The organism is Wolbachia endosymbiont (group A) of Myopa testacea, assembly GCF_964027115.1.
GTDB lineage: Bacteria > Pseudomonadota > Alphaproteobacteria > Rickettsiales > Anaplasmataceae > Wolbachia.
The window spans coordinates 577197-599085 of record NZ_OZ034729.1 but is presented as its reverse complement, the minus strand read 5'-3'; the positions used below and the strand labels follow the sequence as shown (position 1 = coordinate 599085).

Sequence of the window (21889 nt, the reverse complement as noted above, 5' to 3'; positions counted from 1 at the left end):
TCAAAACGAAGTGGTAAGGTAAATTATATTTCATTAAAGTCATTTATCTTGAAACATAAGCAGGATTTTGTATAGTTGTTTCAATTTGGGTCTGTATATTGAAACAACGCGTGAAAATGACAGGTCATTGTACAAGAGGTACCTAATTTGCCGACAAGAATGCTAGATAAAGAAACTTACATTTCAATTATTTCATAATTTCTGTATAATCTTACAAGCTCAATTGGTATATTATGAAGATAATAATAGGTAATGCTAGTAAAGAATTAGGGGAATCAGTAGTTAACCAGCTAGATGTTCAACCATCCTCTGCTTGGATATCAAAGTTTACCGATGGCGAGGTAAATGTAGAAGTAGCAAATGATCTATATAATCAAGAAGTATACATAGTACAATCTCTTTCTCCCCCTGTGAATGATAACCTTATGGAGCTTCTGCTTATAATTGATGCAGTAAATAGATTAGGAGCCAAAAGGATAGTAGTAATTATTCCTTATTATGGATATAGCAGACAAGATAGAATTATCAAGAACAATGATATGCAATCTGCTTTAAATGCCAAATTAGTTGCAAATCTTATTCAAATTGCAGGTACAAGTAGTGTTGCAGTGATTGATTTGCACTCAAGTCAAATTGAAGGATTCTTTGATGTACCGATAACTAATTTGAACTGCTTTGAAGCATTTGTTGACTGTATACACACGGAAAATTTGGCAATTGTTGCACCTGATGTTGGAGCAATTGGCAGAGCACGTGCTTTTGCAAAGACTTTAGAGGAAAAGTACAAGATAGGGTTAAGTGATAAGATTATTGTAGTAGATAAATATAGGGAGAAAGCAGGCACATCTCAAGTAATGAACATAATAGGAGAAGTTGCGAATAAAAATTGTGTCATTGTTGATGATATAGTTGACTCTGGTGGAACATTGTGTAATGCAGCCCTTGCTTTAAAAAATTGCGGAGCAAAGTCCGTAATTTCATGCATCACACATGGCGTGCTTTCAGGAAGTGCAGTTGAAAAAATTTCTTCCTCTTCTTTAGATAAATTAGTGATTACGGATACTATACTTCACAAACTTGAAAAAACTGGTAAAATAGAAGTTGTTTCGGTCGTAGATATTTTAACTCACTTCATCCAAGGAGGTAAAGATGCCAGCTAAGTCAACAGAAGACGTTATTACTTCACTAATAGAATTTGCAAATAAGAGAAAAATAACAATTACCAAGGAAGAAATGCTTAAAATTGCACAGCTTGTAAGGATTAAGTTATCAAATGACGAGATTGATCACTACTCCAAAGAACTGACAATGCTGGATTGGATACATGATACTTTATTACAAGTTAATACTGAAGGTGTTTCTCCTATGCGTTATGGCAGTATAGACAAGGACATTCATGTACGCGATGATGTTATAAATTCTCAAAACATTAAAGAAGAGATATTGTCCAATACAAAACCTGAGCATGGGTATTTCGTAGTGCCAAAGGTTATAAACGATTAGGGTAAAATAAGGCTCATATCAATTCTATAATAGATCTACTTTCAAAGTATCCGTTCAGCAGAGTGGCAAAACAGGTATAGCTAACCCAAGAAGGTTTCCCTACGTCATACCGCCGCGGCGCTAACAAGTAGCGGAATAACGAATTTGTTGTTTTTCAAATTGTAGGTAAACCTAAGTCACTTTAGCTATAGTTTACTTGCCCCATGATTTTCTTTATTATCAGATATTGCTTTAAATAATATGGAGGGGTAAGTTGTCAGCAATTGCCATTATTGATTTTGGTTCACGTACGATATCGGTAGTTAACATTAGCTACCTGAGGGTCAGAGTCGCCTTTCTTAAAGATATTTTAAGTATACTAGATGTATTATTGATACGTGATAATAAAACTGGGAGTTTTTATGGAAACATCTGAATTAACTTTACTCGACTTACAGGATTTGCTTGAAAGTTTGAAAAGGCATGTGTGTAGTGAAGTAGAAAAATATGTAGATAAAAGGGTAGAAGAAGTCAAAGATGAGGCAGTAACATATATAATAAATAAAGTATTAAACAATATGGTGGGTAATGAGCCACTAAATGAGCTCAAAATAGATAAACCTAAAGAAATTGTGCAAGTTGATGATGATGGCTTAACGCAAAATCAAAAAGTTATTAAAGCTCTTTTTATAGGTAGAACACTTGTTGGAGAATATAAAAAGAAAATGTATGAAATTACAGTCAGTAATGAGGGAAAGTTTATTTACAATGGGGAAGAATATAGTGCTCCTTCTACGGCTGGCACAAGAATTACCGGTAAAAGTTGCAACGGTTGGGATTTTTTTAAAGTATGCCTTGACCCCAAAGAAAAACTGAGGACTCTGAGTCACCACCGTGCAAAGTTTCTGTCAACTCAAAATAAATCATAGCTAGCGTTTAAGTCATACATCAAAGCTTTTAAGAGGTCTTAGTTTACTTACTTCTTTATTTTCTTTATTATCAGATATCACTTTTAAATAATATGGAGGAGCAAATTGTCAGCAATTGCCATTATTGATTTTGGTTCACAATTTACACAGCTTATCGCAAGACAAGTCAGGGAAATGGGTGTGTATTGCGAAATATTTCCAAGCAACATCAGTTTTGAAACAATATCAAAATTCAATGGGTTTATTCTCTCTGGAGGACCACAATCTGTAAATGATGATTGTTCTGAAACAAGTGAAGTAGTACATGAAATTATAAAACTTAATGAGGCAACAAACGTTCCTATACTTGGAATATGCTATGGACAGCAACTCATTTGTCATTATTTTGGAGCAAAAGTAAAAGAGAGTTTCAAACAGGAGTTTGGCAGAACTAAAATCAAGATACTAAAAGAATCCCCCATTATAAAGGATACCTGGGATGTTAATTCTGAAGTGGATGTATTAATGAACCATGCGGACAGTGTTGATACTATACCACAGGGATTTACTGTTATCGCATCAGGTGTGATAAATCAAACAATTGCAATGATTGTTAACGAACAGCGGAAGATTTACTGTACTCAGTTCCATCCTGAAGTGAGGCCCACAACAAATGGCAGTAAATTGCTCTCTAACTTCTTGGATATTGCAAATTGCGAGAGAGACTGGACAATGAAATCGTTTATTGAAAAGCAGAAGGAAAAAATCAAAAATGTAGTAGGAGAGAAAAAAGTAATCGCTGCAGTAAGTGGTGGGGTTGATTCAAGTGTTGCAGCGGCTCTCACACATAAAGCTATAGGAAAACAATTGAACTGTATTTTTATCGATACTGGGTTGTTACGCAAGAACCAGACCATTACTATGTTAAAAGAGATTCCGATAAACTACGTTGATAAATCAAATTTATTTTTGAGTAGGTTGAAGGGGATAACTGATCCAGAAGAAAAGCGAAAAATTATCGGTAACGCTTTCATTGAAGTGTTTGAAGAAGAAGCAAAAAAAATAGGTGATGTGGATTTTTTGATGCAAGGTACCATCTACTCTGATGTAGTTGAGTCAGGGTATGCCTCAGACAACACTAGTACAATTAAGTCTCACCATAATGTTGGTGGGTTGCCAGAAAAGATGAACCTGAAGCTAGTAGAGCCTTTACGCTACCTCTTTAAAGATGAGGTAAGGCTACTTGGAAAAGAAATTGGGCTTTCAGACGAGATAATATTTCAACATCCATTTCCTGGACCCGGACTTGCAGTGAGGATTATAAGTGAAGTCGATGAAGAAAAGGTGCGAATATTGCAAGAAGTAGATGAAATATATATTAATACGATGAAAAATTACGATCTATACGATAAGATATGGCAAGCTTTTGCTGTATTATTACCAATAAAAACTGTAGGCGTCATGGGAGATGGTCGTACATACGGATATGTTTGTGCTTTAAGGGCTGTAACATCGTCCGATGGTATGACGGCTGATGCATTTCCATTTGAAGATAAGGATCAGCATTCGCTAGTGTTTTGGGACTTTTTACAGAATGTTGGCAGTATAATTGTTAATAACGTTTCCGGAGTAAATAGAGTTGTCTATGACTTAACTTCTAAACCACCAGCAACCATTGAGTGGGAGTAAATCAAAAAGTTTAGTCATCCCGAAGCGGGATCTAGAGATACCGCGGCGGTATGACGTAGGATTGCTGTCATCCCGCTTTGTTAGCGGTTGAGATACCGTGAATCACGGTATGACGTTAAGTAACTCGTCATCCCGCTACGTGTTAGCGGGATCTAGAGATACTGCGGCGGAATGACGAATTTGTTGTTTTTCAAATTGTAGGTAAACCTAAAGCTATAGAAAAAAAGAAGAACCAGTTTCTTAGTTCTTCATTGACATAATCCACTTCATATGCCATAATAAAACTATGAACTTTAAACGAAAAATGATGTGGTTACAAGAAATATTATAAGAGATCAATAATAATCAAGATATAAATAAAGAAAATATAATTGATGAAATAAGAGACAAATTGGAAAAAAGATGTCCTCCCAAAAATAATCAAGACGATATTTATAGTTTTGATCAATATTTTCAATGGAAAAAGAATAATTTCAATGTAAATCACATATTCAAAGAATACAAATCTACAGGTTTTGGGTGTAAAGATAGGTATAGTTTATTGCACCTAGCGGTTAAAAATGGTTATGAAACGCTAGCAAGATTCTTAATGGAAATAGGGGCTAATATTGATGTGAAAGACATATTCAACAGGACTCCTTTACACTTTGCTGTCGGTGAACAAAATTTAAAAATGGTAAAGCTCTTGCTAGCAAGCAATGCAAATGTTAATGTGCGAAGTGAACTTGAAATGACACCTTTGCATTATGCTGCTTGGTTCGGCAATGTAGAGATAGTAGAGCTTCTACTGAAAAAAGAAGCGAATGTTAATGTACAAAATCAATTTTATAGAAGAACTCCTTTGCATTATGCCGTTATGAGGGAAAGCAATACAGAAATAGTGAAACCTCTACTCGAAAGAAAAGCAAGTGTTAATTTGCTAGATAGAGAAGGAAAAACTCCCTTGGATTACGCTATTCATTACAATTATAAACATCCAAAGCTAATAAAGCTACTACTAGACTATGGTGCAGATCCATCATGTATTAAGCATAAAGCAATAAAAATTAGCGCTGCTGTGGGTGCTATTACTACTGTTGTAATTCCATTGATGCTTGCATACGCTACTGAATTATCTGCACTAGCAATAATTGGAATTACTGTAGCATCTGCACTGATAGTTGGTGGAATTTCCTATGGTGTTGCGTATAAGTCATCAGAGCACTCATTAAACAGTAAGCTAAGTGAGGTTAGATGCAGTAATGTTGATGGAAATAAACAAACTGTACAACCATAATTATTAGCTCACCACAGTAACCGCGCCGTGGCAGTGTTTGTATTTCTTTCCGGAGTTGCAAGGGCACTTGTCGTTTCTTGAGACTTTGGGAAGTCTGCTATTTCTCGCAGAATGTAATCTATTGCCTATCTCTTGGTTGTCTGCCAACTTAAAGTGTGCTAAGCGATGAATGGTGAGTTCCTTGCATTTTTCAAGCATTGACTCAAACATCAAGAAAGCTTCGCGTTTAAATTCATTCAGTGGATCTTTCTGCCCCATGGCACGTAAGCTTATGCTTTGTCTTAAGCTTTCTAAAGTTGAAAGGTGCTCCCTCCATAAATGATCAAGTGTCATTATCATTACTTGCTTCACGATCGTATTCCACAAATCTGTAGTGTGCTGACTGTTGAAATATTTTTCTTTCTCAGTAAAAAATTCTTGTATCTTATCATTTATATAATTCAAAGCTTCTTGTTTGTTTAAAAACTTTGCTAAATCTTCTTTATCAAGCGTTATTCCATACCTTGTATGGAATTCTTTGACTATATCTTCAATATAATCCTCATAATAGCCACTTTGGATTATACCTTCTACTATGCTCTCATTTACTTCGCTATATACTTCAAGTAAATCATTAATTTCGTTGCCTAAGATATTGTTTCTCTGCTTAAAAATAACTTTACGTTGGTTGTTGATTACGTCATCAAACTTAAGCAAAGACTTCCGCACATCATAGTTTCTAGCTTCAACTTTCTTCTGCGCCTTCTCAAGTGCCTTATTGATCCATGGATGATGAATAGCTTCGTTATTCTTTAACCCTACTTTTTGTAAAAAGCTTCTCATTCTATCAGAACCAAATATTCTCATTAGGTCATCTTCAAGCGATAAAAAGAACTTAGAAAGTCCAGGATCCCCCTGACGACCAGAACGGCCGCGTAATTGATCATCTATTCTCCTGCTTTCATGTCTTTCGGTTCCAACCACGCATAAACCACCAGCTTTTATAGCAATTTCCTTATCTTTTTTTACTCTTTCGACTATTTCTTGGTATTTTTTTTCTCTTTCATCAGCATTTTTTATCTTCTTTAGCTCTACCTTTGCAATCATTTCAGCGTTTCCACCGAGTTGAATATCAGTTCCACGTCCTGCCATGTTAGTTGCTATAGTGATACTACCTGGCACTCCAGCTTGTGCTATTATGTACGCCTCTTGTTCATGATAACGAGCATTCAATACTGAATGCTTAAGAGAATGGCTTTGCAAAAGCGCAGAAAGCTTCTCAGAGTTTTCGATGCTTACCGTGCCAACAAGGACCGGTTGAAGGCGTTTGTGGCATTCTTCTATAAACTTCAACACAGCATTAAATTTTTCTTTTCCTGTGCCATAAATTTCATCATCAATATCAACTCTTTTTACAGGTAAATTGGTTGGAATTTTTACTACATTTAGTCTGTATATATCACGAAACTCTTCTGCCTCTGTTGCTGCTGTTCCAGTCATTCCGGAAAGTTTATTGTACATACGAAAGTAATTCTGAAATGTGACCGATGCTAAAGTTTGGTTTTCATGCTGAATTTCAAGATTCTCCTTCGCTTCAAGTGCCTGATGAAGACCATCGGAATATCTCCTGCCCTCCATCATACGCCCAGTAAATTCATCAATAATCACTACCTTGCCATCCTTTACTATATAATCTTTATCAGCAGTAAACAGCTTATGTGCACGTAATGCTTGGTCTATATAATGAGTCATTATCATGCTGTCAGTATCATAGAGCGAGGAATTTTCAGGAATGAGATTGTATGACCTGAGTAGTTCTTCCACTCGTGAAATACCATCTTCAGTAAGGAACACTGCCCTACCCTTTTCATCCACCTCATAATCAGAGTCAACTAATTTGGTTACTATTTTATTGATATGCTTATATATCTGATTGTTTTCCTCAATCTGGCCAGAAATAATAAGCGGAGTGCGAGCTTCATCAATGAGTATTGAGTCTACTTCATCAACTATTCCGTAGTGAAAGCCTCTCTGAACCATGTCTTCTTGAGAAAATTTCATATTGTCTCGCAGGTAATCAAAGGCAAGCTCGTTATTTGTGGAATACACGATATCTGCACTGTAAGCCTCTTTTCTCTCTTCGTCTGTCAAGTTATTCGTGATAAACGCAACAGAAACCCCAAGAGAATTATATAATTTGCTCATCCACTCTGTGTCTCGTTTTGCAAGATAATCGTTAACAGTTACGACGTGCACGCCTTTCCCTTCTAAAGAATTAAGGTATGCAGCTAAAGTTGCAACGAGTGTCTTTCCCTCTCCTGTTTTCATTTCTGATATCATGCCGTTATGGAGCACCATTCCACCGATCAGTTGAACATCGAAGTGTCTCATGTTAAGAAACCTTCGAGAGGCTTCACGCACAACTGCAAATGCAGGTACGAGAAGATCATTTAACGTTTTCCCATTTTTCAATTCCTGTTTGAATTCTTGAGTTTTACCAGCAAGCTCCTCATCAGATAAGCTCTGCATTTCTGTTTCTAATGCATTTATTTGCTGAACAATTTTCCTAAAGGATTTTATTATCTTCTTGTTTGTTGACCCAAATATCTTTCTTATAAAAAAGAATGACAACGTAAAAATGAAAAATATAAGAATGGCTGTCAAAATTAGCGGAGAATCTAGCATAAACTTAAGTAACGTCTTATTTAATATGAGATTATATTACTAAATGCAGCCTACAGCAATGACATATTAGATTCGGGGAGTCTTTGGAAAGTCTTTTTTAAATCAAGAATTAAGAGTTTGCCAGGCAATTCCTACCCTCGAAGGCCTTTCTATCAACACATAAAGACTCTATTGCATTATTTTAGGTGTTTGGTAATCTTTAATTCGAGATCAAACAAATTTATAGCAGCCTGTATGAGGTAACTAGTTATGCACGGTAATATCTACCAGCTAAAGGTATTGATGCTATTTTTGCATCGCGGAGTGCTCTATCAGCACTCTTTTCGCTTAGGTACAGAAATAGAAGAAGCCAGGAAATTCGATGATTTAGTATTTGAATGTACCCAAGGTAGTAAGAAAGTATACCGCTTTTTGCAGGCCAAACACACACAAGATGAAGATAACAAGAAAATTGGAGTAGGGAACTTACTTACAAAAGATAAAAGTGGTGAATTTGGATTAGCAAAGTATTTCATTTCTTACCTAAAGATCAAAAATAATCAAGATTTTGCAGATGGTAACCTGAAAGATTTTATTATCTGCACTAATATCGATTTTGATCTGGATCAAAGCACAGCACAAAACACAGTGAAGAAGTTGAAGGTAAAAACTTCAGGACCAAACAATGCAATAGAAATTTTAGTTGAAGTAATCGACACTAGTGATGTCTTTTTTAAAGACGGCGGCACTAGATATAAGTTCTCTTGTATTCATAATAATATGATTTCGGTAGTGCAACCGGCATTTGAGAGTGCTGTGGAAGAGACGATAGCAGAATTAGAAAAGGAGATAGAAAAACTTCAAAGTAAATCAGATCAGGATTCAAAAAGGAAATTGGGAAGAAATCAAAAGTGGCAAAACGAATTTAAACAAATAATAAAGAGCAGGTTAGAAGAGAGTATAAAAGAATTTTTTGATAAATTAGTATTTGCAGTAAATCAGCCGAATGAGATGAAACTAGCGGAAATCATTAAGAATGAGCTGGGCGAGCAATTTAATGATATTGACAGAAAAAATGTTTACGCTCGCTTCCAAGAAAAAATGCTAGATTGGCTGAAAGAAAAAGGGAGACGTTTTCTTACACATGAAGACGGAAGAGAATTCTTTCGCAAGATGAAAGAAGAAATCTTAGGAGGCTTTCGATTTGAGGTGAGAAATCCAGTAGGATCGTTTACTGGAAGAAAAACAGAGCTAGAAAAACTGCATGAGTCAATACAAGAGAGTCAAGGTGTAGCCACAGTAATATCGCAACTGGTTTCTATCAGTGGGTTGGGAGGAATAGGTAAGACTGAGTTAGTCAGAAAATATATTGAAGAACACAGTAAAGATTACGATAACAACATTATATGGGTAAATGCTGCAACCTATGAAACCATGGTGCGGTCTTTTCTGAAGTTGGCTAATAAACTTTTAGGCATTCCTACAGAAGATAGGGATATTGAATCTATTGTAAGAGATATATACGCTTTTTTCGCAAAGAGAAAAAGTCTTTTTGTTTTTGATAACGCAGAAGAATATAGAAGTGAAGGTCAAGATGCTGGTATTAGTCAATTTTTACCGTCCCACTTTTTATCATCTGATGATAATAAACTTAGTGTTCTGATTACTTCTCGTAATAAGAAATGGGGAGATATAAAACCATTAACATTGGGTACATTTACTGAACCAGAATCAATAGATTTCATTAGAAAAGCATTGGATGTAAAGGATGGATCACAAGAACATGAAATAAAGAATTTAGCAGAAACATTACAGCATTTTCCTTTAGCTCTGCAGCAGGCAGTTGCATACATAAAAGAAAGGGATATAGCATTAAAGAATGTAGGTTCGAAGTTTGAAATTGGTGATTACTTAAAGAGATATAAAGAGGAAACAGAAAAATTACTTGATTTTAAGTTTCCTAAAGACAACAACGATAACTACACTGAGACAACTTTTATAACCTGGAGAATTACTATTGATAAAATCCAAGATAACTTAGAGTATGGTCAGCAAGCTAAGGAAATTTTGGATATCATTGCCTATATTGCTCCTGACAACATTCCTGTAGAAATATTTTTAGGATTAGAAAGTAATAAAGAAAAGTGAGGTGATGCTATCCAACTACTTAAGCAATATTCGATGATTAACTCAGGAGAAGAGCAAAGTTCAGTCAATATTCACAGGTTAGTACAGCAAGTAACAGGGATAGAGTTAGAAAAATAAGGCAAAGACAAAGTTGTGAAAAAGACTTTTGAATTACTGAAAGAAAGCTTTCCTTATGGCAGTGATAAATTAGAAGATTATGCTAAGAAACGACAATTATTACCACATTTAGAAGCATTTTTATCACATATAGATAACTGGCTAAAAGAAAATCCTTAAAAAAAACAAACAATAGAGAAGGATTATCTTGTAGATTTGTTAATGTGGATGGATAATGTACACTCTGATTTAGGTAATCCTAGAGGACAAAAGGAATTGCTTGAACGGGCTTTACCTATCCTTAAGAAACATTATGGCTCTGATCATTTTACAGTTGCCATAATACTAGAAGACCTCGGCAATTCTTATGGCGCTTTGGGTAATCCTCAGAAACAAAAGGAATTGCTCGAACATGCTCTACCTATCCTTAAGAAATATTATGGCTCTGATCATTTTGAAGTTGCTAGAGCACTAGTAAGTCTCGGTACCGCTTATAGTGCTTTAGGTAACCCTCAAAAAGCAAAAGAGTTGCTTGAACGGGCTTTACCTACCTTTAAGGAATATTATGGCTCTGATCACTTTACATTTGCTATAATATTAGGAAACCTCGGTATTGCTTGTAGTACTTTAGGCAATTATAAGAAGGCAAAAGAACTGCTTGAACAAGCCTTAGCAATTCAAGAGAAACATTATGGCTTTGACCATTTCGAAGTTGCTAGAGCACTGACAAACCTCGGTATCACTTATTGTGCTTTAGGTAGCCCTCAGAAAGCAAAAGAGTTACTTGAACGAGCCTTGGCAATTCAAGAGAAACATTATGGCTTTGACCATTTCGAAGTTGCTAGAACGCTGACAAACCTCGGTATCGCTTATTATGCTCTAGGTGATTCCCGGAAGGCAAAGGAGTTGCTTGAATGGGCTTTACCTACCTTTAAGGAATATTATGGCTCTGATCATTTCGAAGTTGCTAAACTATTGACAAATCTAGGTGCCACTTATAGGGCTTTAGGTAATCCTCAGAAGGCAAAAGAGTTACTTGAACAAGCTTTTACAATTCAAGAGAAACATTATGGGCCTAACCATTTTGAAGTTGCCAGGACACTGACAAACCTCGTTATCACTTATTATGCTTTAGGTAATCCTCAGAAAACAAGAGAGTTGCTTGAACAGGCTTTACCTATTTTTGAGAAACATTATGGCTCCGATCATTTTACATTTGCTATAATACTAGAAAACCTAGGCAACGCTTATGGGGATTTAGGTAACCCTCAGAAAGCAAAAGAGTTGCTTGAACGGGCTTTACTTGTTTTTGAGAAACGTCATGGCCCTGACCATTTCGAAGTTGCTAGAACGCTGACAAACCTCGGTATTACTTATGGGGATTTAGGTAATCATAAGAAAAAAAAGGAGTTGTTTGAACAGGCTTTGCTTATTTTAGAGAAGCATTACGGCTTTGATCATGCTGAAGTTGCTAAACTATTGGCAGACCTATGTGACGTTTATGGTGCTCTAGGTGACCACAAGAAACAAAAGGAATTACTTGAACGAGCTTTACCTATTTTTAAAAAACACTATGGCCACGATCATCCGGAAGTTGCTAAACTACTGGCAGAACTAGATGATATTTAGGTTTTTAGCAATACTAGATTAACAACAACTCATTTGAGCTACACTTCCAAAACTAACCTATTTGGATCTTCTATATAATTTTTTATTTTAACGAGGAAAGTTACTGCCCCTTTGCCATCAACTATTCTGTGGTCGTAAGAGAGAGCGATATACGTCATAGGTCTAATTTCTACTGCATTACCCACGGCAACTGGCCTATTTTGTATTGAATGCACTCCAAGTATTCCAGATTGCGGAGGGTTTATTATCGGAGTGGAAAGAAGCGAACCGTATACTCCGCCGTTTGAGATAGTAAATGTTGCACCTTCCATTTCTGATACTTGTAATTTGCCTTCTCGTGCTTTTTTGCCAAGAGCAACTAAAGTCAACTCAATTTCTGCAAATGACATCTGATCAGCATTTCGAATAACTGGTACAACAAGACCTTTATCGGTGCTAACAGCAACACCTATGTCATAGTAATGTTTATATATGATCTCATCGCCTGAGATCTCAGCGTTAATTTCAGGGATCTCTTTCAGTGCTTGCACCGCTGCCTTTATAAAAAACGACATAAAACCAAGTTTTATTCCATATTTTTTTTCAAAAGTGTCCTTATATTTTGCTCTTAGATCCATGATATTTTTCATGTCAATTTCATTGAACGTGGTCAGTATTGCAGCAGTATTTTGCGATGCCTTCAAACGAGCAGCAATTACTTGTCTTATTTTGCTCATTTTTACTCGTTCCTCTCTTTGCTCTCCACTCACTACACTTTTTGGCAATTCGTATTGTTTTATTGCAGGCTGTTCTGCTTTGTTCATGTGGCCTATCACATCTGCCTTTGTTACTCTGCCTCCCATGCCAGTTCCTTTGACACTTTCTGCATTAATTGCATTTTCTTCCATAATTTTGCGAGCTGATGGAGCATCTTTTTTAGCAGAACTTTCGCTTTTATCTTCTTTTCTCGCTTCCTCTTTTACTTCCCCCACGGAAAACTTCGCTAACAATTGATCAGGACTTATTACATCATCTTCCTTTACGAGAAATTCAGTTATTTGCCCTGAAGCTTCTGCAGTTAATTCGAGTGCTGTTTTGTCAGTCTCAATTTCAAAGATCAAGTCATCTACTTTTACTGCTTCTCCAATATTTTTCTTTATTTTTACTATACCTTCCGTAACTGACTCACCACCAAGAGTTTTTGGCGCTCTGATTTCTATAATTTTGCTCATAAAACAACTTCCGTATAAAACTTTCTATAGATTTATACATGAAAAGAAACATGTAATAAACTAATAAATTCATTGAGGCTTTTATCATTTAGAAGTGACAAACGGATAACATACTCCCAAATGTCATTCCAGCGCGTGATGCTAGGCCATCTTGACACATTTCGCCAACCCCGTCTCTCGGCTATGGTATTGCTAATCAAACAATGACTATGCAAAAGACCTAATAACATGTATAATCCATAAATAATTTTTGAGGTAGATTGTGAAACTAGGTGTTAATATTGATCACGTTGCAACCCTCCGCAACGCACGCGGAACTTCCTACCCAGATCTATTGAAAGCAGCAGAAATAGCCATTGACGCTGGAGCAGACTTTATTACTGTACACTTACGAGAAGATAGAAGGCATATTAGAGATGAAGATGTATTTAACCTAAAAAAAAGCATTAGCACTGAGCTAAATCTTGAAATTGCAGCCACGGAAGAAATGCTTAAAATAGCAAAAAAGGTAAAACCCTATTCGATTAGTATAGTACCAGAAAAAAGAGAAGAATTAACAACCGAAGGTGGCCTGGATATCATTAATATGCACAGCAAACTTTCTAGTATAATAGAGGAAATGCATAGCTCTAGCATAAAAGTCTCACTGTTTATCGATCCAAATATTAATCAACTAAAATATCTTGAGAAGCTAGAGATAAAACCTGACATAATAGAAATTCACACAGGGGATTACTGTGATAATCCATCAGAGAAAAAGTTACAGTTAATTACTAATGCTGCAGAGTACGTCAATAAATTAGGAATAGAATACCACGCAGGACATGGCATAACTTATAAACACGCTAAGAAGATGACAAGAATACCTCACATCTCAGCTCTTAACATAGGCCACTATTTAATTAGCGAAGCTGTATTTTATGGCTTACACAGCGTAGTAAAAACAATGAAAATGATAATGTCTAACTAACTGCTGCTTTTTCCTTCTCATTTAAAATACTTAAAAGAGTTTGGCTTGCTTTAAATTTTACCCTTGTCTTTTCAGGAACAGTCATGATCTCACCATTTTGGGGGTTACGACATTGTTTCTCCTGACTTATAGCAGTAGAAAATGTTCCTATTCCATGCAAACGTATTTCACCTTTCCCATGCAGCTCATCCTTTATTATTTTAATAAACGCATCATGAATCTTGCTCAAATCAGATTTTGTTATATCTATATTCTGACCAGAACAATCTTCCTTTAACTGTTTTATTATATCTTCTTTACTCATAAATTACCTTAATATTGAAAAATCACACAAATAGCATATTATGTTGACACTGATAGTCAACTAAATTCATCACAAAAATAGAGGATATCATACACTTTTGCAAATATTTGTATAATACTTACAAAAAAACACCACTATGAAATAACTATCTCTTAGAAAATTGACACTTTTTCCGAGCTTTATGTTGACCATATTTCTTACGTTCAACAACACGCGAATCTCTAGTTAAGAACTCACCATTACGTAATATAGAATGCAAATCTTGGCTTACACTACTTAAAGCTCTGCTTATTCCATGAGCTAGAGCACCTGCTTGACCAGATAGCCCTCCACCTTTTACAGTTGCGAATACATCATATTTGTCTAACGTAGAAGTTGCTACAAATGGCATTTTCACTATTTGGCACACTGACTCTCTTTTAAAATAAGAAATTAGATCGCCTTTTTTGTTAACACTAAATTTTCCACTTCCTGGCTTTATCCATACTCTTGCTGCAGATTCTTTTCTTCGGCCTGTAGCATATAAACGACCAAGCGAATCAACTGCTGATTTAATTGTCTTTTCTGACCAATCATTATTATTTATTGTAGAACTCTTCATTTTTACTCCATTACTTTTTATTTTTACGATTCAAAGAGGCAAAATCTATCTTTTCAGGTTGCTGCCCTTGATGCTTATGCTCTGAACCAGAATAAACATACAAATTTTCAAAGCGTCTACGCGCCATAGGGCCATCATCAAGCATCCTTTTCACTGCCATTTTTATTACACGCTCAGGAAATTTGCCATTTAAAATATTATCTGGAGTAGTTTTCTTCAAACCACCAGAATAACCTGTATGCTTATAGTAAATTTTATCTTTAAGCTTCTTCCCGGTAAAATGCACCTTTTCTGCGTTGATAATAATTACATTATCGCCACAATCCATATGAGGTGTATACTCAGGTTTATGCTTTCCACGCAATAGTGTCGCTACAAATGCTGCAAGCCTTCCTACCACTAATCCTTCTGCATCTATGACAAACCATTTTTTGTCGATTTGTTTCTCTTTTAAGAAAAAAGTTTTCATTATAATTTAACTAAACAATAGTAAGCTACTATATACTTAATTTCTCAATAGTGTCAACAATATTAGTTATTGATTATTAAAGTAATTTATGTTAGTAATTGAGCTGCGCAACCAATATGCACAGGAAGTAGAATGTTTCGATTGATTATTACACTTGCGATCATTTTTGGTACTATAAGTTGCTATGCAACCGATGTGGGAGAAGTTATAAGCAAAGCGATCAAAAATAGCTCAAAAATAAAGTCTCAATTTTACCAATATAAAAGCGCAGAAAAACAGCTTAAGTCTTCTGGGTTAGCTGGATTTTTACCTGACATTAGTTTGCAGTACAATTTTGATAGTAATTTTAATCTTTATAATCAACCTAATTTACCTGGAAAACGTCTGATATTAAGCCAAAGGATAATAGATGGAGGTGGCACCTTTGCCACATTCAGTCGATCAAGTCATCTTCTCAAAGCAGAAAAAATGCGATTTCAGCAATTAAAACAAGAGGTTGCACTTAATGCTGTGAAAGCATATGTTGGTGTTTTACAAAAGACAGAAATATTAAAGCTCAGAGAACATAAAGAACGCGTTTCTTTGGAACATTTGTCAGCTATGAAAAAACGCTTTTCCCTTGGAGAGGTAACCAATGCTGAAGTTTCGTTAGCAAAAGCAAAATTTTCGTCTTCTATATCCGAAAGAGTTGATGCTGAAGGTAAATTAAAATTGGCAAATATTGCTTATTATCATTTGATTGGCGAAGATGCTGATGACCTTTCTGAAGCTAATGATAAACTACCTTCTGTCCCAGAGCTAAATGAATGTTTACAATTAGCAAAAACCAATAATTTATCTCTAAAAGCAGCAGTTTATCAAAAAAGAGCAGCCGGAATGGAAGTGATCGCTGAAAGCTCCAAGTGGCTTCCTTCTTTAAATCTAAGCGCAAGCAAAAATTTTGGGAAGGATGGTGTAAAATTAGACAAGCTATTAGAAAATGTTCATATAGTTTTTACTCTTGATGTTCCAATTTTTAAAAAAGGAGCGAATGCTTTTGGTGTCAGTAAAGCTAAAATGGATGCAAAAAAATCTACCTACGATTATTATGAAACGGTAAAAAATATAGAACAAGCAGTTGTAAATGCTTGGAATAATGTGCTAACAGCAAAAGCCATTATTAAAGCAAGTCAAGAAGCGGGAAAAGCAGCAGCTTTAGCATTGGAAGGAGTTGAGCAAGAGGTAAACTTAAGTTTAAAGAGTACATCTGACCTTTTGGACACTGAAGATGCATTATTTAAAGCACGTTCAGACTTAGTTGAAGCAAAAAGCAATTATGTAACTAGTGTTTATAATTTGCTTTTTATAATAAATAGTATAAATCTCTAAATTTAATGGTATTAGCACTATGCATGATGAACAAGGCAATCAATCTGTAAAAGATATTCTAGAAGATATAAAAAAAGCTATATCGGGTAAAAACGCAAGTAACGATAAAGCAGAAATAAAGGATGAAAATGATGATGTGCTATGCCTTGAAGAAGAGTATCCAGAAGACATGGAAGAAGATGGCAAAAAAGAAAATGGTAAAGAAGAGAACATTGATAATGATGACCAAAGTGAGGAAATGGCTTGCAACAATAACCAATTTGATGGCCATAGCTACAATTTAGAAGAAAAAAAAGATATTTATTTGTACGATAATATCCAAATGAGTAATAACAAAGCGAGTAATAGAGGCTTACAAGCGCAAAATAATGATCATCTAATTTTAAAAGAGAATATGGAAGAGATCAAAGCACTGCTTGGAAAAATGCAAAACGAATTGCAGCATAAACAACAAAAAAGAGCGAATCTTACTGTTGAAGAATTAGTTACATCTCTTTTAAAACCTCAGCTCTCAGAATGGCTGAATAAATATCTACATGCACTGGTAAAAGAAGTAGTTGAAAAAGAGCTCAAAGATATAATCAATAATAAGTAGGGTATTAGCAATAAAAACTAGAGTAAAGACGGCTAGAGGCAGAAAACTATCTTCAACAAGGTGGCTACATCGTCATTTGAATGATCAGTATGTGCGAAAAACTAGCAAGGATGGTTATAGGTCACGCTCAGCATATAAGCTGGTAGAAATGGATAATAAATTTAAATTATTCCAAGAAGGGCAAAAAATTATTGATCTTGGTGCTTCTCCTGGTGGATGGTCACAAGTCGCGTCTCAGAAAGGTGCAAATGTAGTTGCTCTTGACATGAAACCAATGAACGCAATTAATGGAGTAGAGTTTATACAATGTGATATTATCAATGGGCTTGAAATTTTAAGAGAAAAATTCAAGGATCAAAAATTTGATGTAATTTTATCTGACATGGCGCCCGAATCTTGTGGTTTAAAATCGTTGGATCATATCAGAATTATGCTTTTATGTGAGGCAGCGCTCAATTTTGCAAAGCATTTCTTGAGCCATGGTAGCACGTTTGTAGTAAAAATTTTCCAAGGAGAATCTGATAAAGATTTTTGTAACGAGCTAAAAAAAATGTTTAAAACAGTAAAATATTTTAAACCAAAGTCAAGTAGATCTGAATCTACAGAAATGTATTTGGTAAGTTTAGGCTTTATTGGCAGCAGATCTCCTATATAATATTAACCCAGGTAGCCCGCAGAAACGAAAAAACTTCCTTGACGAACTCCGCCAGCCCCCTTATCATGGTACCGAAGCTAATTATTTATCTTCGCAATCTCTGCAGTGGATTAATGACAAAAAAACTTAATGTATTTGGCGTAAATCATGCTTAATTTTTTGCACTATGTGCACCTCATGTCTTTATAAAACTTTTAGGTTTCTACCTATACAAGCCGAAACGCGCTTATAAAGCGTTTAAGACAGTAAAAGACGTCAAATAGACAAGGGAGAATTTGAATACTAGCTACCCTGGGGTTTCTTTGCCTTTTTTTCCGCTCAGTAAATTTCTTAACGTTTATAATTTAGGTTAGTCGCATTTAAAAGCAGCTAAATTGGAGCGTTTAGAATAAAAAACGCCAATATTTTGAAGTACATATAAATAACTAGCCAACCATGGGGCTTCTTTTGCCTTTTTTTCGTTTAGTAAATTTCTTAATATTCATGGCTTAGGTTAGTTACAAATTAAGAGCAATATTCATGGAAATGGTGTCATTCCAGTGCCCAGACACTGGGATGACAGGAGAAGGTACTGGGATGATAACACTATAGAGCAAACCAGTGTCAGCTACTTGGATGACAGATAAGAAAATGTTTATGACTAATTTCTAGATCAAACATGGAATTTCGACAAACTTAACTTTTTTGTGAGACTATTCAGCAATAATAAATAAATTGAGAGGAAAGGTTATGGCAATAGAGAAATATACACCTGTTAGTGTTAAGAATAGAGCAAAAATATTTGAGTCATCTAATGAATATAGTTATGTAAAAGATTCAAAAGATGCTGTACCGAGTACTACAAATGGGCTTGAAAATAAGAGTGTTGAAATAAAAACTAATACTGACATCTTGTTGCAGCGTAGTAGTGAAAATGAAGAAGAAAACTTCATTTCAGTAAAACAAAGAGCACAAGCATGGGAAAATAACAAAACTACAACAGACAAAAAAGATGAAAGTAATAAAAATGTAGTAAAAAATCTGAGTAGTAGTGTGTCTGAAATTTCAACTGATGAAAATGTTAGCGACGAAAGTGGTCTAGAATCAGAACGCGAGACCACATTTAGTACCCCTCTCAACTTCAAAACAAATCATGATAAGGCAAATGATGTTGAGGAAAATGTTGATAATCAGACTCTGGAAAACGCACTGCGATCTCAAAAGGAAGAGAATCTATCACTAAAACAACAAATACAAGATCTAGAAAGTGAAAATGCAACGCTTAAGAGTGGACCAGGCAAAACAAAAACTAAAACAAATGAAGTACTATTAGAAAAAGCGCAAAAAGAACTAGAAGTATTGAGAAATTGTGTCACTGGACATGGAACTAGGTTGGAAGCACTTAATAAACTCAATGAAGAGAATCAATCACTAAAACAACAAATACAAGATCTAAAAAGTAAAAACGCAACGCTTAATGGTGAATCAGGCAAAACAAAAACTAAAACAAATGAAGTGTCACTAGAAAAAATAGGAAAAAGACAATTTTCCCCAAAAGTTGCCTATGCGAGCCTTGCAGCTATGTTAGTAGTAGGTGCTGCTCTTAGTATCGCTTCCGGATTGTCTGCTCTATTAATAGTTGCAGCTTCTGTGGTATCTGCACTGATAGCCGGTGGCATTACATACGCAATATCAAAACCCATCGCTGAACCAAAACCTACCACTAAATTGAAAGAAGTGGATATTCAAGGTTCAGCACAACAGTGTTTGTAAAACTTGATTTGTACAGCACCCAGAGTTGTACGAACATTGCAATTTGCAGATGCAAGTAGCTGACACTGGAATCCAGCCTTGCCGTAATCTCATCAAGAACGTTGTGTTTTAACATAACACTTTTATGCTTACCAACCCAGTGTCCAATCAAAATCCTGGATCCCAGTATCAAGCACTGGGATGACAGGAAAAGGAGGCTACTCAGATGACGGGAAGGGGGTACTTGGATGACACCTATAGCCCTAGCGTGTGACTAGTAAAAAGTATTTGCAAGTTACACAGTAGTGTGAATTTTTTACTTCGGTAGTTTTTCATTATCATTATAATCATAATAGTAGTTGAGTTTAATTGATATGAAAACTTTTACGAAAAATTTTAAAAATAACGAAAAAAAGCTAGAGGAGTTTAATAAGGAAATTGAAGATATAACAACTATAGCTCAAGATAAATTTGCACATGAACTTGAAAATATCGCATATGACAGTGTGCAAAAATTTCGCAGTCTGCTTGCTAAAGAGTTAAACTCCATCTTCAATAATATTCATTCTCAAAATGTTAATCTACTAAAATCCAGCCTAGTTGAATATGCTATAAGTTCAAATTTTATCAAGAAAAAAGGAGAAACAGCTTTAATACGTTCTCTTCTTAATATATTCATACGATAAAGAATTTATAGCATAATCGTGGTGTCATGAAAGTAGCTCTGTACGAACATTTGTTTGCGAAGAAATATTATAGCCGGTTTTGCCTCAAACACAAAGATGTCATCCCAGTGCCCTGACTACTTGGATCCAGAAATTTTGATTAGAGATTAAGTTGGTGAGCACGAAAGTGACTAACCTTATATTAAAAATAACATCTTTGACAGTGAAAGGCTGGATTCCAGTGTCAAGCACTGCCATCATAAAGAAACCAGTGTCAGCCACTTGGATCTGGTAGACAATGTTCGTACAGAGCTACTTGGATGACAAAATAAGGAGTGTTAGAATGACAAAAATATATTTATAAGGAGGGTTATCATGTCAACAAGATCTACTTCACCAAGAATACATGTGCAACGTAAATCTAAGCCTGAATCTTTTCCAGTTACTTTAGAAGAGGTTAAATCTTTTTTACGCATTGAGAACGATCAAGATGATAAGTTGATTTCAGATCTAATTTTTATGGCAACTGATTATGCTGAGTGGCATATGGAAAAGTCGCTGGTGAAACAAACATGGCAAGTTTCATATGAAGATTATGTACCTCGTAGGATCTATTTAAGCTATGGCCCTGTGAGTAAGATAGTATTGGCTACTGCAATGATGTCTAAAGGTCAAGAGAAGAGAACACTTAAGTATTATTTTAGTGATGTAGGGGGCTACGTTGAGTTTTTCAATTATTTGAATGCAATAAGAGTTGATGTTGTATACGAGGCTGGCTATGACAATGTTCCTGAGCAGATAAAACTAGGTATTATGCGGCATGTTTCTGCTATTTACAAAGATCGTGAATCGGGGGTAAGTAGCCATTTGTCTGAAGTGAAGAAGGTGTATTCTCCATTGCGCGAACCAAAGGTTGTTTTGTAGCTCTTTCTTGTCATCCAAGTAGCTCTGTACAAACATTGTCCACCAGAAGGGTGTCATCCCAGTGCCCAGACACTGGGATGGCTTTGTTGCATCGCTCAAGTAAAAAGAACTGGCAGTTACTGACAAAATTCATTATAAATAGCCATTTAACTGTTGAAGAAAAAATATGCCACAAAAAATGAGAGTCAGTAACTGCCATGAATATAACAAATTTCTCCAAGAAAGAGGAAGCATTTTTTGTTATATCAATGATGCCATAGAAAATTGGTACGAGAATTGTCCAAAAATGCAGGGCGGCAACTATATTTATAGTGATAAAGTTGTGATTTTGGTGCATATAATCGTCAGTTTCTTTAGAATTGGTTTAAGACAAACAGTCGGGTTTATAAAAGGGTATTTGCAACAAATAGGAAGAGATTTGGCAGTTATCAGCTATTCACAAGCATCAAAAGAAACTTAATATTAAGATAAATGATTGCAGAATTGATAAAAATAATATGGAAGATATCGAAATTGCTATAGACA

22 protein-coding genes are annotated in these 21889 nt (G+C 35.4%); 17 read left to right on the top strand and 5 right to left on the bottom strand.

Annotation, left to right across the window (positions count from 1 at the left end):
- Positions 1 to 233 precede the first annotated feature (233 nt).
- From AAGD91_RS02990 to AAGD91_RS02965, 6 genes are all read left to right on the top strand, one after another.
- Entirely contained in the window at positions 234 to 1160 is a 927-nt protein-coding gene (locus tag AAGD91_RS02990) for a ribose-phosphate diphosphokinase (RefSeq protein WP_341821455.1), read from the top strand.
- The gene (gatC, locus tag AAGD91_RS02985) at positions 1150 to 1503 is read left to right on the top strand and encodes an Asp-tRNA(Asn)/Glu-tRNA(Gln) amidotransferase subunit GatC (RefSeq protein WP_065094978.1); all 354 of its coding nucleotides are present in this window, start codon (positions 1150 to 1152) and stop codon (positions 1501 to 1503) included. The genes AAGD91_RS02990 and gatC overlap by 11 nt, the downstream gene beginning before the upstream one ends.
- Before the next feature lie 253 nt (positions 1504 to 1756).
- A complete protein-coding gene (locus tag AAGD91_RS02980; protein ID WP_341821454.1) occupies positions 1757 to 1918 on the top strand; it encodes a hypothetical protein in 162 nt (53 codons plus the stop codon).
- Positions 1905 to 2411, top strand: coding sequence for a DUF2924 domain-containing protein (locus AAGD91_RS02975; protein ID WP_341821453.1), 507 nt, complete (start codon positions 1905 to 1907; stop codon positions 2409 to 2411). The genes AAGD91_RS02980 and AAGD91_RS02975 overlap by 14 nt, the downstream gene beginning before the upstream one ends.
- 105 nt (positions 2412 to 2516) lie before the next feature.
- Entirely contained in the window at positions 2517 to 4079 is a 1563-nt protein-coding gene (guaA, locus tag AAGD91_RS02970; protein WP_341821452.1) for a glutamine-hydrolyzing GMP synthase, read from the top strand.
- A 391-nt stretch (positions 4080 to 4470) separates the two neighbouring features.
- Positions 4471 to 5355: an ankyrin repeat domain-containing protein gene (locus tag AAGD91_RS02965; protein ID WP_341821451.1), complete on the top strand. Its 885-nt coding sequence runs from the start codon at positions 4471 to 4473 to the stop codon at positions 5353 to 5355.
- Between the two features lie 3 nt (positions 5356 to 5358).
- On the opposite strand, the gene secA is transcribed toward AAGD91_RS02965, so the two are convergent.
- Complete coding sequence (gene secA, locus AAGD91_RS02960; RefSeq protein WP_341821450.1) at positions 5359 to 8019, bottom strand: preprotein translocase subunit SecA; 2661 nt, start codon at positions 8017 to 8019, stop codon at positions 5359 to 5361.
- Positions 8020 to 8268: 249 nt separating this feature from the next.
- Here secA and AAGD91_RS02955 point away from each other — a divergent pair, with 249 nt between their 5' ends.
- The 3 genes from AAGD91_RS02955 (at position 8269) to AAGD91_RS02945 (ending at position 11871) form a co-directional block, all read left to right on the top strand.
- Complete coding sequence (locus tag AAGD91_RS02955) at positions 8269 to 10146, top strand: NB-ARC domain-containing protein (protein WP_341821449.1); 1878 nt, start codon at positions 8269 to 8271, stop codon at positions 10144 to 10146.
- A 132-nt stretch (positions 10147 to 10278) separates the two neighbouring features.
- Positions 10279 to 10422: a hypothetical protein gene (locus tag AAGD91_RS02950; protein ID WP_341821448.1), complete on the top strand. Its 144-nt coding sequence runs from the start codon at positions 10279 to 10281 to the stop codon at positions 10420 to 10422.
- A 48-nt stretch (positions 10423 to 10470) separates the two neighbouring features.
- Positions 10471 to 11871 carry a tetratricopeptide repeat protein gene (locus AAGD91_RS02945; protein ID WP_341821447.1) on the top strand — a complete coding sequence of 467 codons (1401 nt, stop codon included), beginning with the start codon at positions 10471 to 10473 and terminating at the stop codon, positions 11869 to 11871.
- 38 nt (positions 11872 to 11909) lie between these two features.
- Here AAGD91_RS02945 and odhB read toward each other — a convergent pair whose 3' ends face one another.
- Positions 11910 to 13082: a 2-oxoglutarate dehydrogenase complex dihydrolipoyllysine-residue succinyltransferase gene (odhB, locus tag AAGD91_RS02940; protein ID WP_341821446.1), complete on the bottom strand. Its 1173-nt coding sequence runs from the start codon at positions 13080 to 13082 to the stop codon at positions 11910 to 11912.
- 262 nt (positions 13083 to 13344) lie between these two features.
- Between odhB and AAGD91_RS02935 the strand changes: the two genes are divergently transcribed.
- Entirely contained in the window at positions 13345 to 14052 is a 708-nt protein-coding gene (locus tag AAGD91_RS02935) for a pyridoxine 5'-phosphate synthase (RefSeq protein WP_341821445.1), read from the top strand.
- Here AAGD91_RS02935 and AAGD91_RS02930 read toward each other — a convergent pair.
- From AAGD91_RS02930 to rplM, 3 genes are all read right to left on the bottom strand, one after another.
- Positions 14045 to 14356: an HU family DNA-binding protein gene (locus AAGD91_RS02930; RefSeq protein WP_264688310.1), complete on the bottom strand. Its 312-nt coding sequence runs from the start codon at positions 14354 to 14356 to the stop codon at positions 14045 to 14047. The genes AAGD91_RS02935 and AAGD91_RS02930 overlap by 8 nt on opposite strands.
- 145 nt (positions 14357 to 14501) lie before the next feature.
- Positions 14502 to 14957 (bottom strand): 30S ribosomal protein S9, encoded by a 456-nt coding sequence (gene rpsI / locus AAGD91_RS02925; protein WP_264732271.1) that lies wholly within the window; start codon positions 14955 to 14957, stop codon positions 14502 to 14504.
- A gap of 10 nt (positions 14958 to 14967) precedes the next feature.
- Positions 14968 to 15426, bottom strand: coding sequence for a 50S ribosomal protein L13 (gene rplM, locus AAGD91_RS02920; RefSeq protein WP_253309391.1), 459 nt, complete (start codon positions 15424 to 15426; stop codon positions 14968 to 14970).
- A 132-nt stretch (positions 15427 to 15558) separates the two neighbouring features.
- Between rplM and AAGD91_RS02915 the strand changes: the two genes are divergently transcribed.
- From AAGD91_RS02915 to AAGD91_RS02885, 7 genes are all read left to right on the top strand, one after another.
- Positions 15559 to 16794, top strand: a complete 1236-nt coding sequence (locus AAGD91_RS02915; RefSeq protein ID WP_341821444.1) for a TolC family protein — start codon at positions 15559 to 15561, stop codon at positions 16792 to 16794.
- 19 nt (positions 16795 to 16813) lie between these two features.
- Complete coding sequence (locus AAGD91_RS02910; protein ID WP_341821443.1) at positions 16814 to 17389, top strand: DUF2497 domain-containing protein; 576 nt, start codon at positions 16814 to 16816, stop codon at positions 17387 to 17389.
- 76 nt (positions 17390 to 17465) lie between these two features.
- Positions 17466 to 18044 (top strand): RlmE family RNA methyltransferase, encoded by a 579-nt coding sequence (locus AAGD91_RS02905; protein ID WP_341821442.1) that lies wholly within the window; start codon positions 17466 to 17468, stop codon positions 18042 to 18044.
- Positions 18045 to 18773: 729 nt separating this feature from the next.
- Complete coding sequence (locus AAGD91_RS02900; protein WP_341821441.1) at positions 18774 to 19796, top strand: hypothetical protein; 1023 nt, start codon at positions 18774 to 18776, stop codon at positions 19794 to 19796.
- Positions 19797 to 20149: 353 nt separating this feature from the next.
- A complete protein-coding gene (locus AAGD91_RS02895) occupies positions 20150 to 20461 on the top strand; it encodes a hypothetical protein (protein WP_341821440.1) in 312 nt (103 codons plus the stop codon).
- A gap of 354 nt (positions 20462 to 20815) precedes the next feature.
- On the top strand, positions 20816 to 21364 hold the full coding sequence (locus AAGD91_RS02890) for a head-tail connector protein (RefSeq protein ID WP_341821439.1): 549 nt from the start codon (positions 20816 to 20818) through the stop codon (positions 21362 to 21364).
- A 166-nt stretch (positions 21365 to 21530) separates the two neighbouring features.
- Positions 21531 to 21824, top strand: a complete 294-nt coding sequence (locus AAGD91_RS02885) for a transposase (RefSeq protein WP_253309376.1) — start codon at positions 21531 to 21533, stop codon at positions 21822 to 21824.
- Positions 21825 to 21889: the final 65 nt, after the last annotated feature.

What these genes read in the sequence shown, in the direction of transcription:
- AAGD91_RS02990 (WP_341821455.1), top strand. Translation starts at nt 234, where the DNA reads ATGAAGATAATAATAGGTAATGCTAGTAAAGAATTAGGGGAATCAGTA.
- gatC (WP_065094978.1), top strand. Translation starts at nt 1,150, where the DNA reads ATGCCAGCTAAGTCAACAGAAGACGTTATTACTTCACTAATAGAATTT.
- AAGD91_RS02975 (WP_341821453.1), top strand. Translation starts at nt 1,905, where the DNA reads ATGGAAACATCTGAATTAACTTTACTCGACTTACAGGATTTGCTTGAA.
- secA (WP_341821450.1), bottom strand. Translation starts at nt 8,019, where the DNA reads ATGCTAGATTCTCCGCTAATTTTGACAGCCATTCTTATATTTTTCATT.
- AAGD91_RS02955 (WP_341821449.1), top strand. Translation starts at nt 8,269, where the DNA reads ATGCACGGTAATATCTACCAGCTAAAGGTATTGATGCTATTTTTGCAT.
- AAGD91_RS02945 (WP_341821447.1), top strand. Translation starts at nt 10,471, where the DNA reads ATGGATAATGTACACTCTGATTTAGGTAATCCTAGAGGACAAAAGGAA.
- odhB (WP_341821446.1), bottom strand. Translation starts at nt 13,082, where the DNA reads ATGAGCAAAATTATAGAAATCAGAGCGCCAAAAACTCTTGGTGGTGAG.
- AAGD91_RS02930 (WP_264688310.1), bottom strand. Translation starts at nt 14,356, where the DNA reads ATGAGTAAAGAAGATATAATAAAACAGTTAAAGGAAGATTGTTCTGGT.
- rpsI (WP_264732271.1), bottom strand. Translation starts at nt 14,957, where the DNA reads ATGAAGAGTTCTACAATAAATAATAATGATTGGTCAGAAAAGACAATT.
- rplM (WP_253309391.1), bottom strand. Translation starts at nt 15,426, where the DNA reads ATGAAAACTTTTTTCTTAAAAGAGAAACAAATCGACAAAAAATGGTTT.
- AAGD91_RS02915 (WP_341821444.1), top strand. Translation starts at nt 15,559, where the DNA reads ATGTTTCGATTGATTATTACACTTGCGATCATTTTTGGTACTATAAGT.
- AAGD91_RS02910 (WP_341821443.1), top strand. Translation starts at nt 16,814, where the DNA reads ATGCATGATGAACAAGGCAATCAATCTGTAAAAGATATTCTAGAAGAT.
- AAGD91_RS02900 (WP_341821441.1), top strand. Translation starts at nt 18,774, where the DNA reads ATGGCAATAGAGAAATATACACCTGTTAGTGTTAAGAATAGAGCAAAA.
- AAGD91_RS02895 (WP_341821440.1), top strand. Translation starts at nt 20,150, where the DNA reads ATGAAAACTTTTACGAAAAATTTTAAAAATAACGAAAAAAAGCTAGAG.
- AAGD91_RS02890 (WP_341821439.1), top strand. Translation starts at nt 20,816, where the DNA reads ATGTCAACAAGATCTACTTCACCAAGAATACATGTGCAACGTAAATCT.
- AAGD91_RS02885 (WP_253309376.1), top strand. Translation starts at nt 21,531, where the DNA reads ATGCCACAAAAAATGAGAGTCAGTAACTGCCATGAATATAACAAATTT.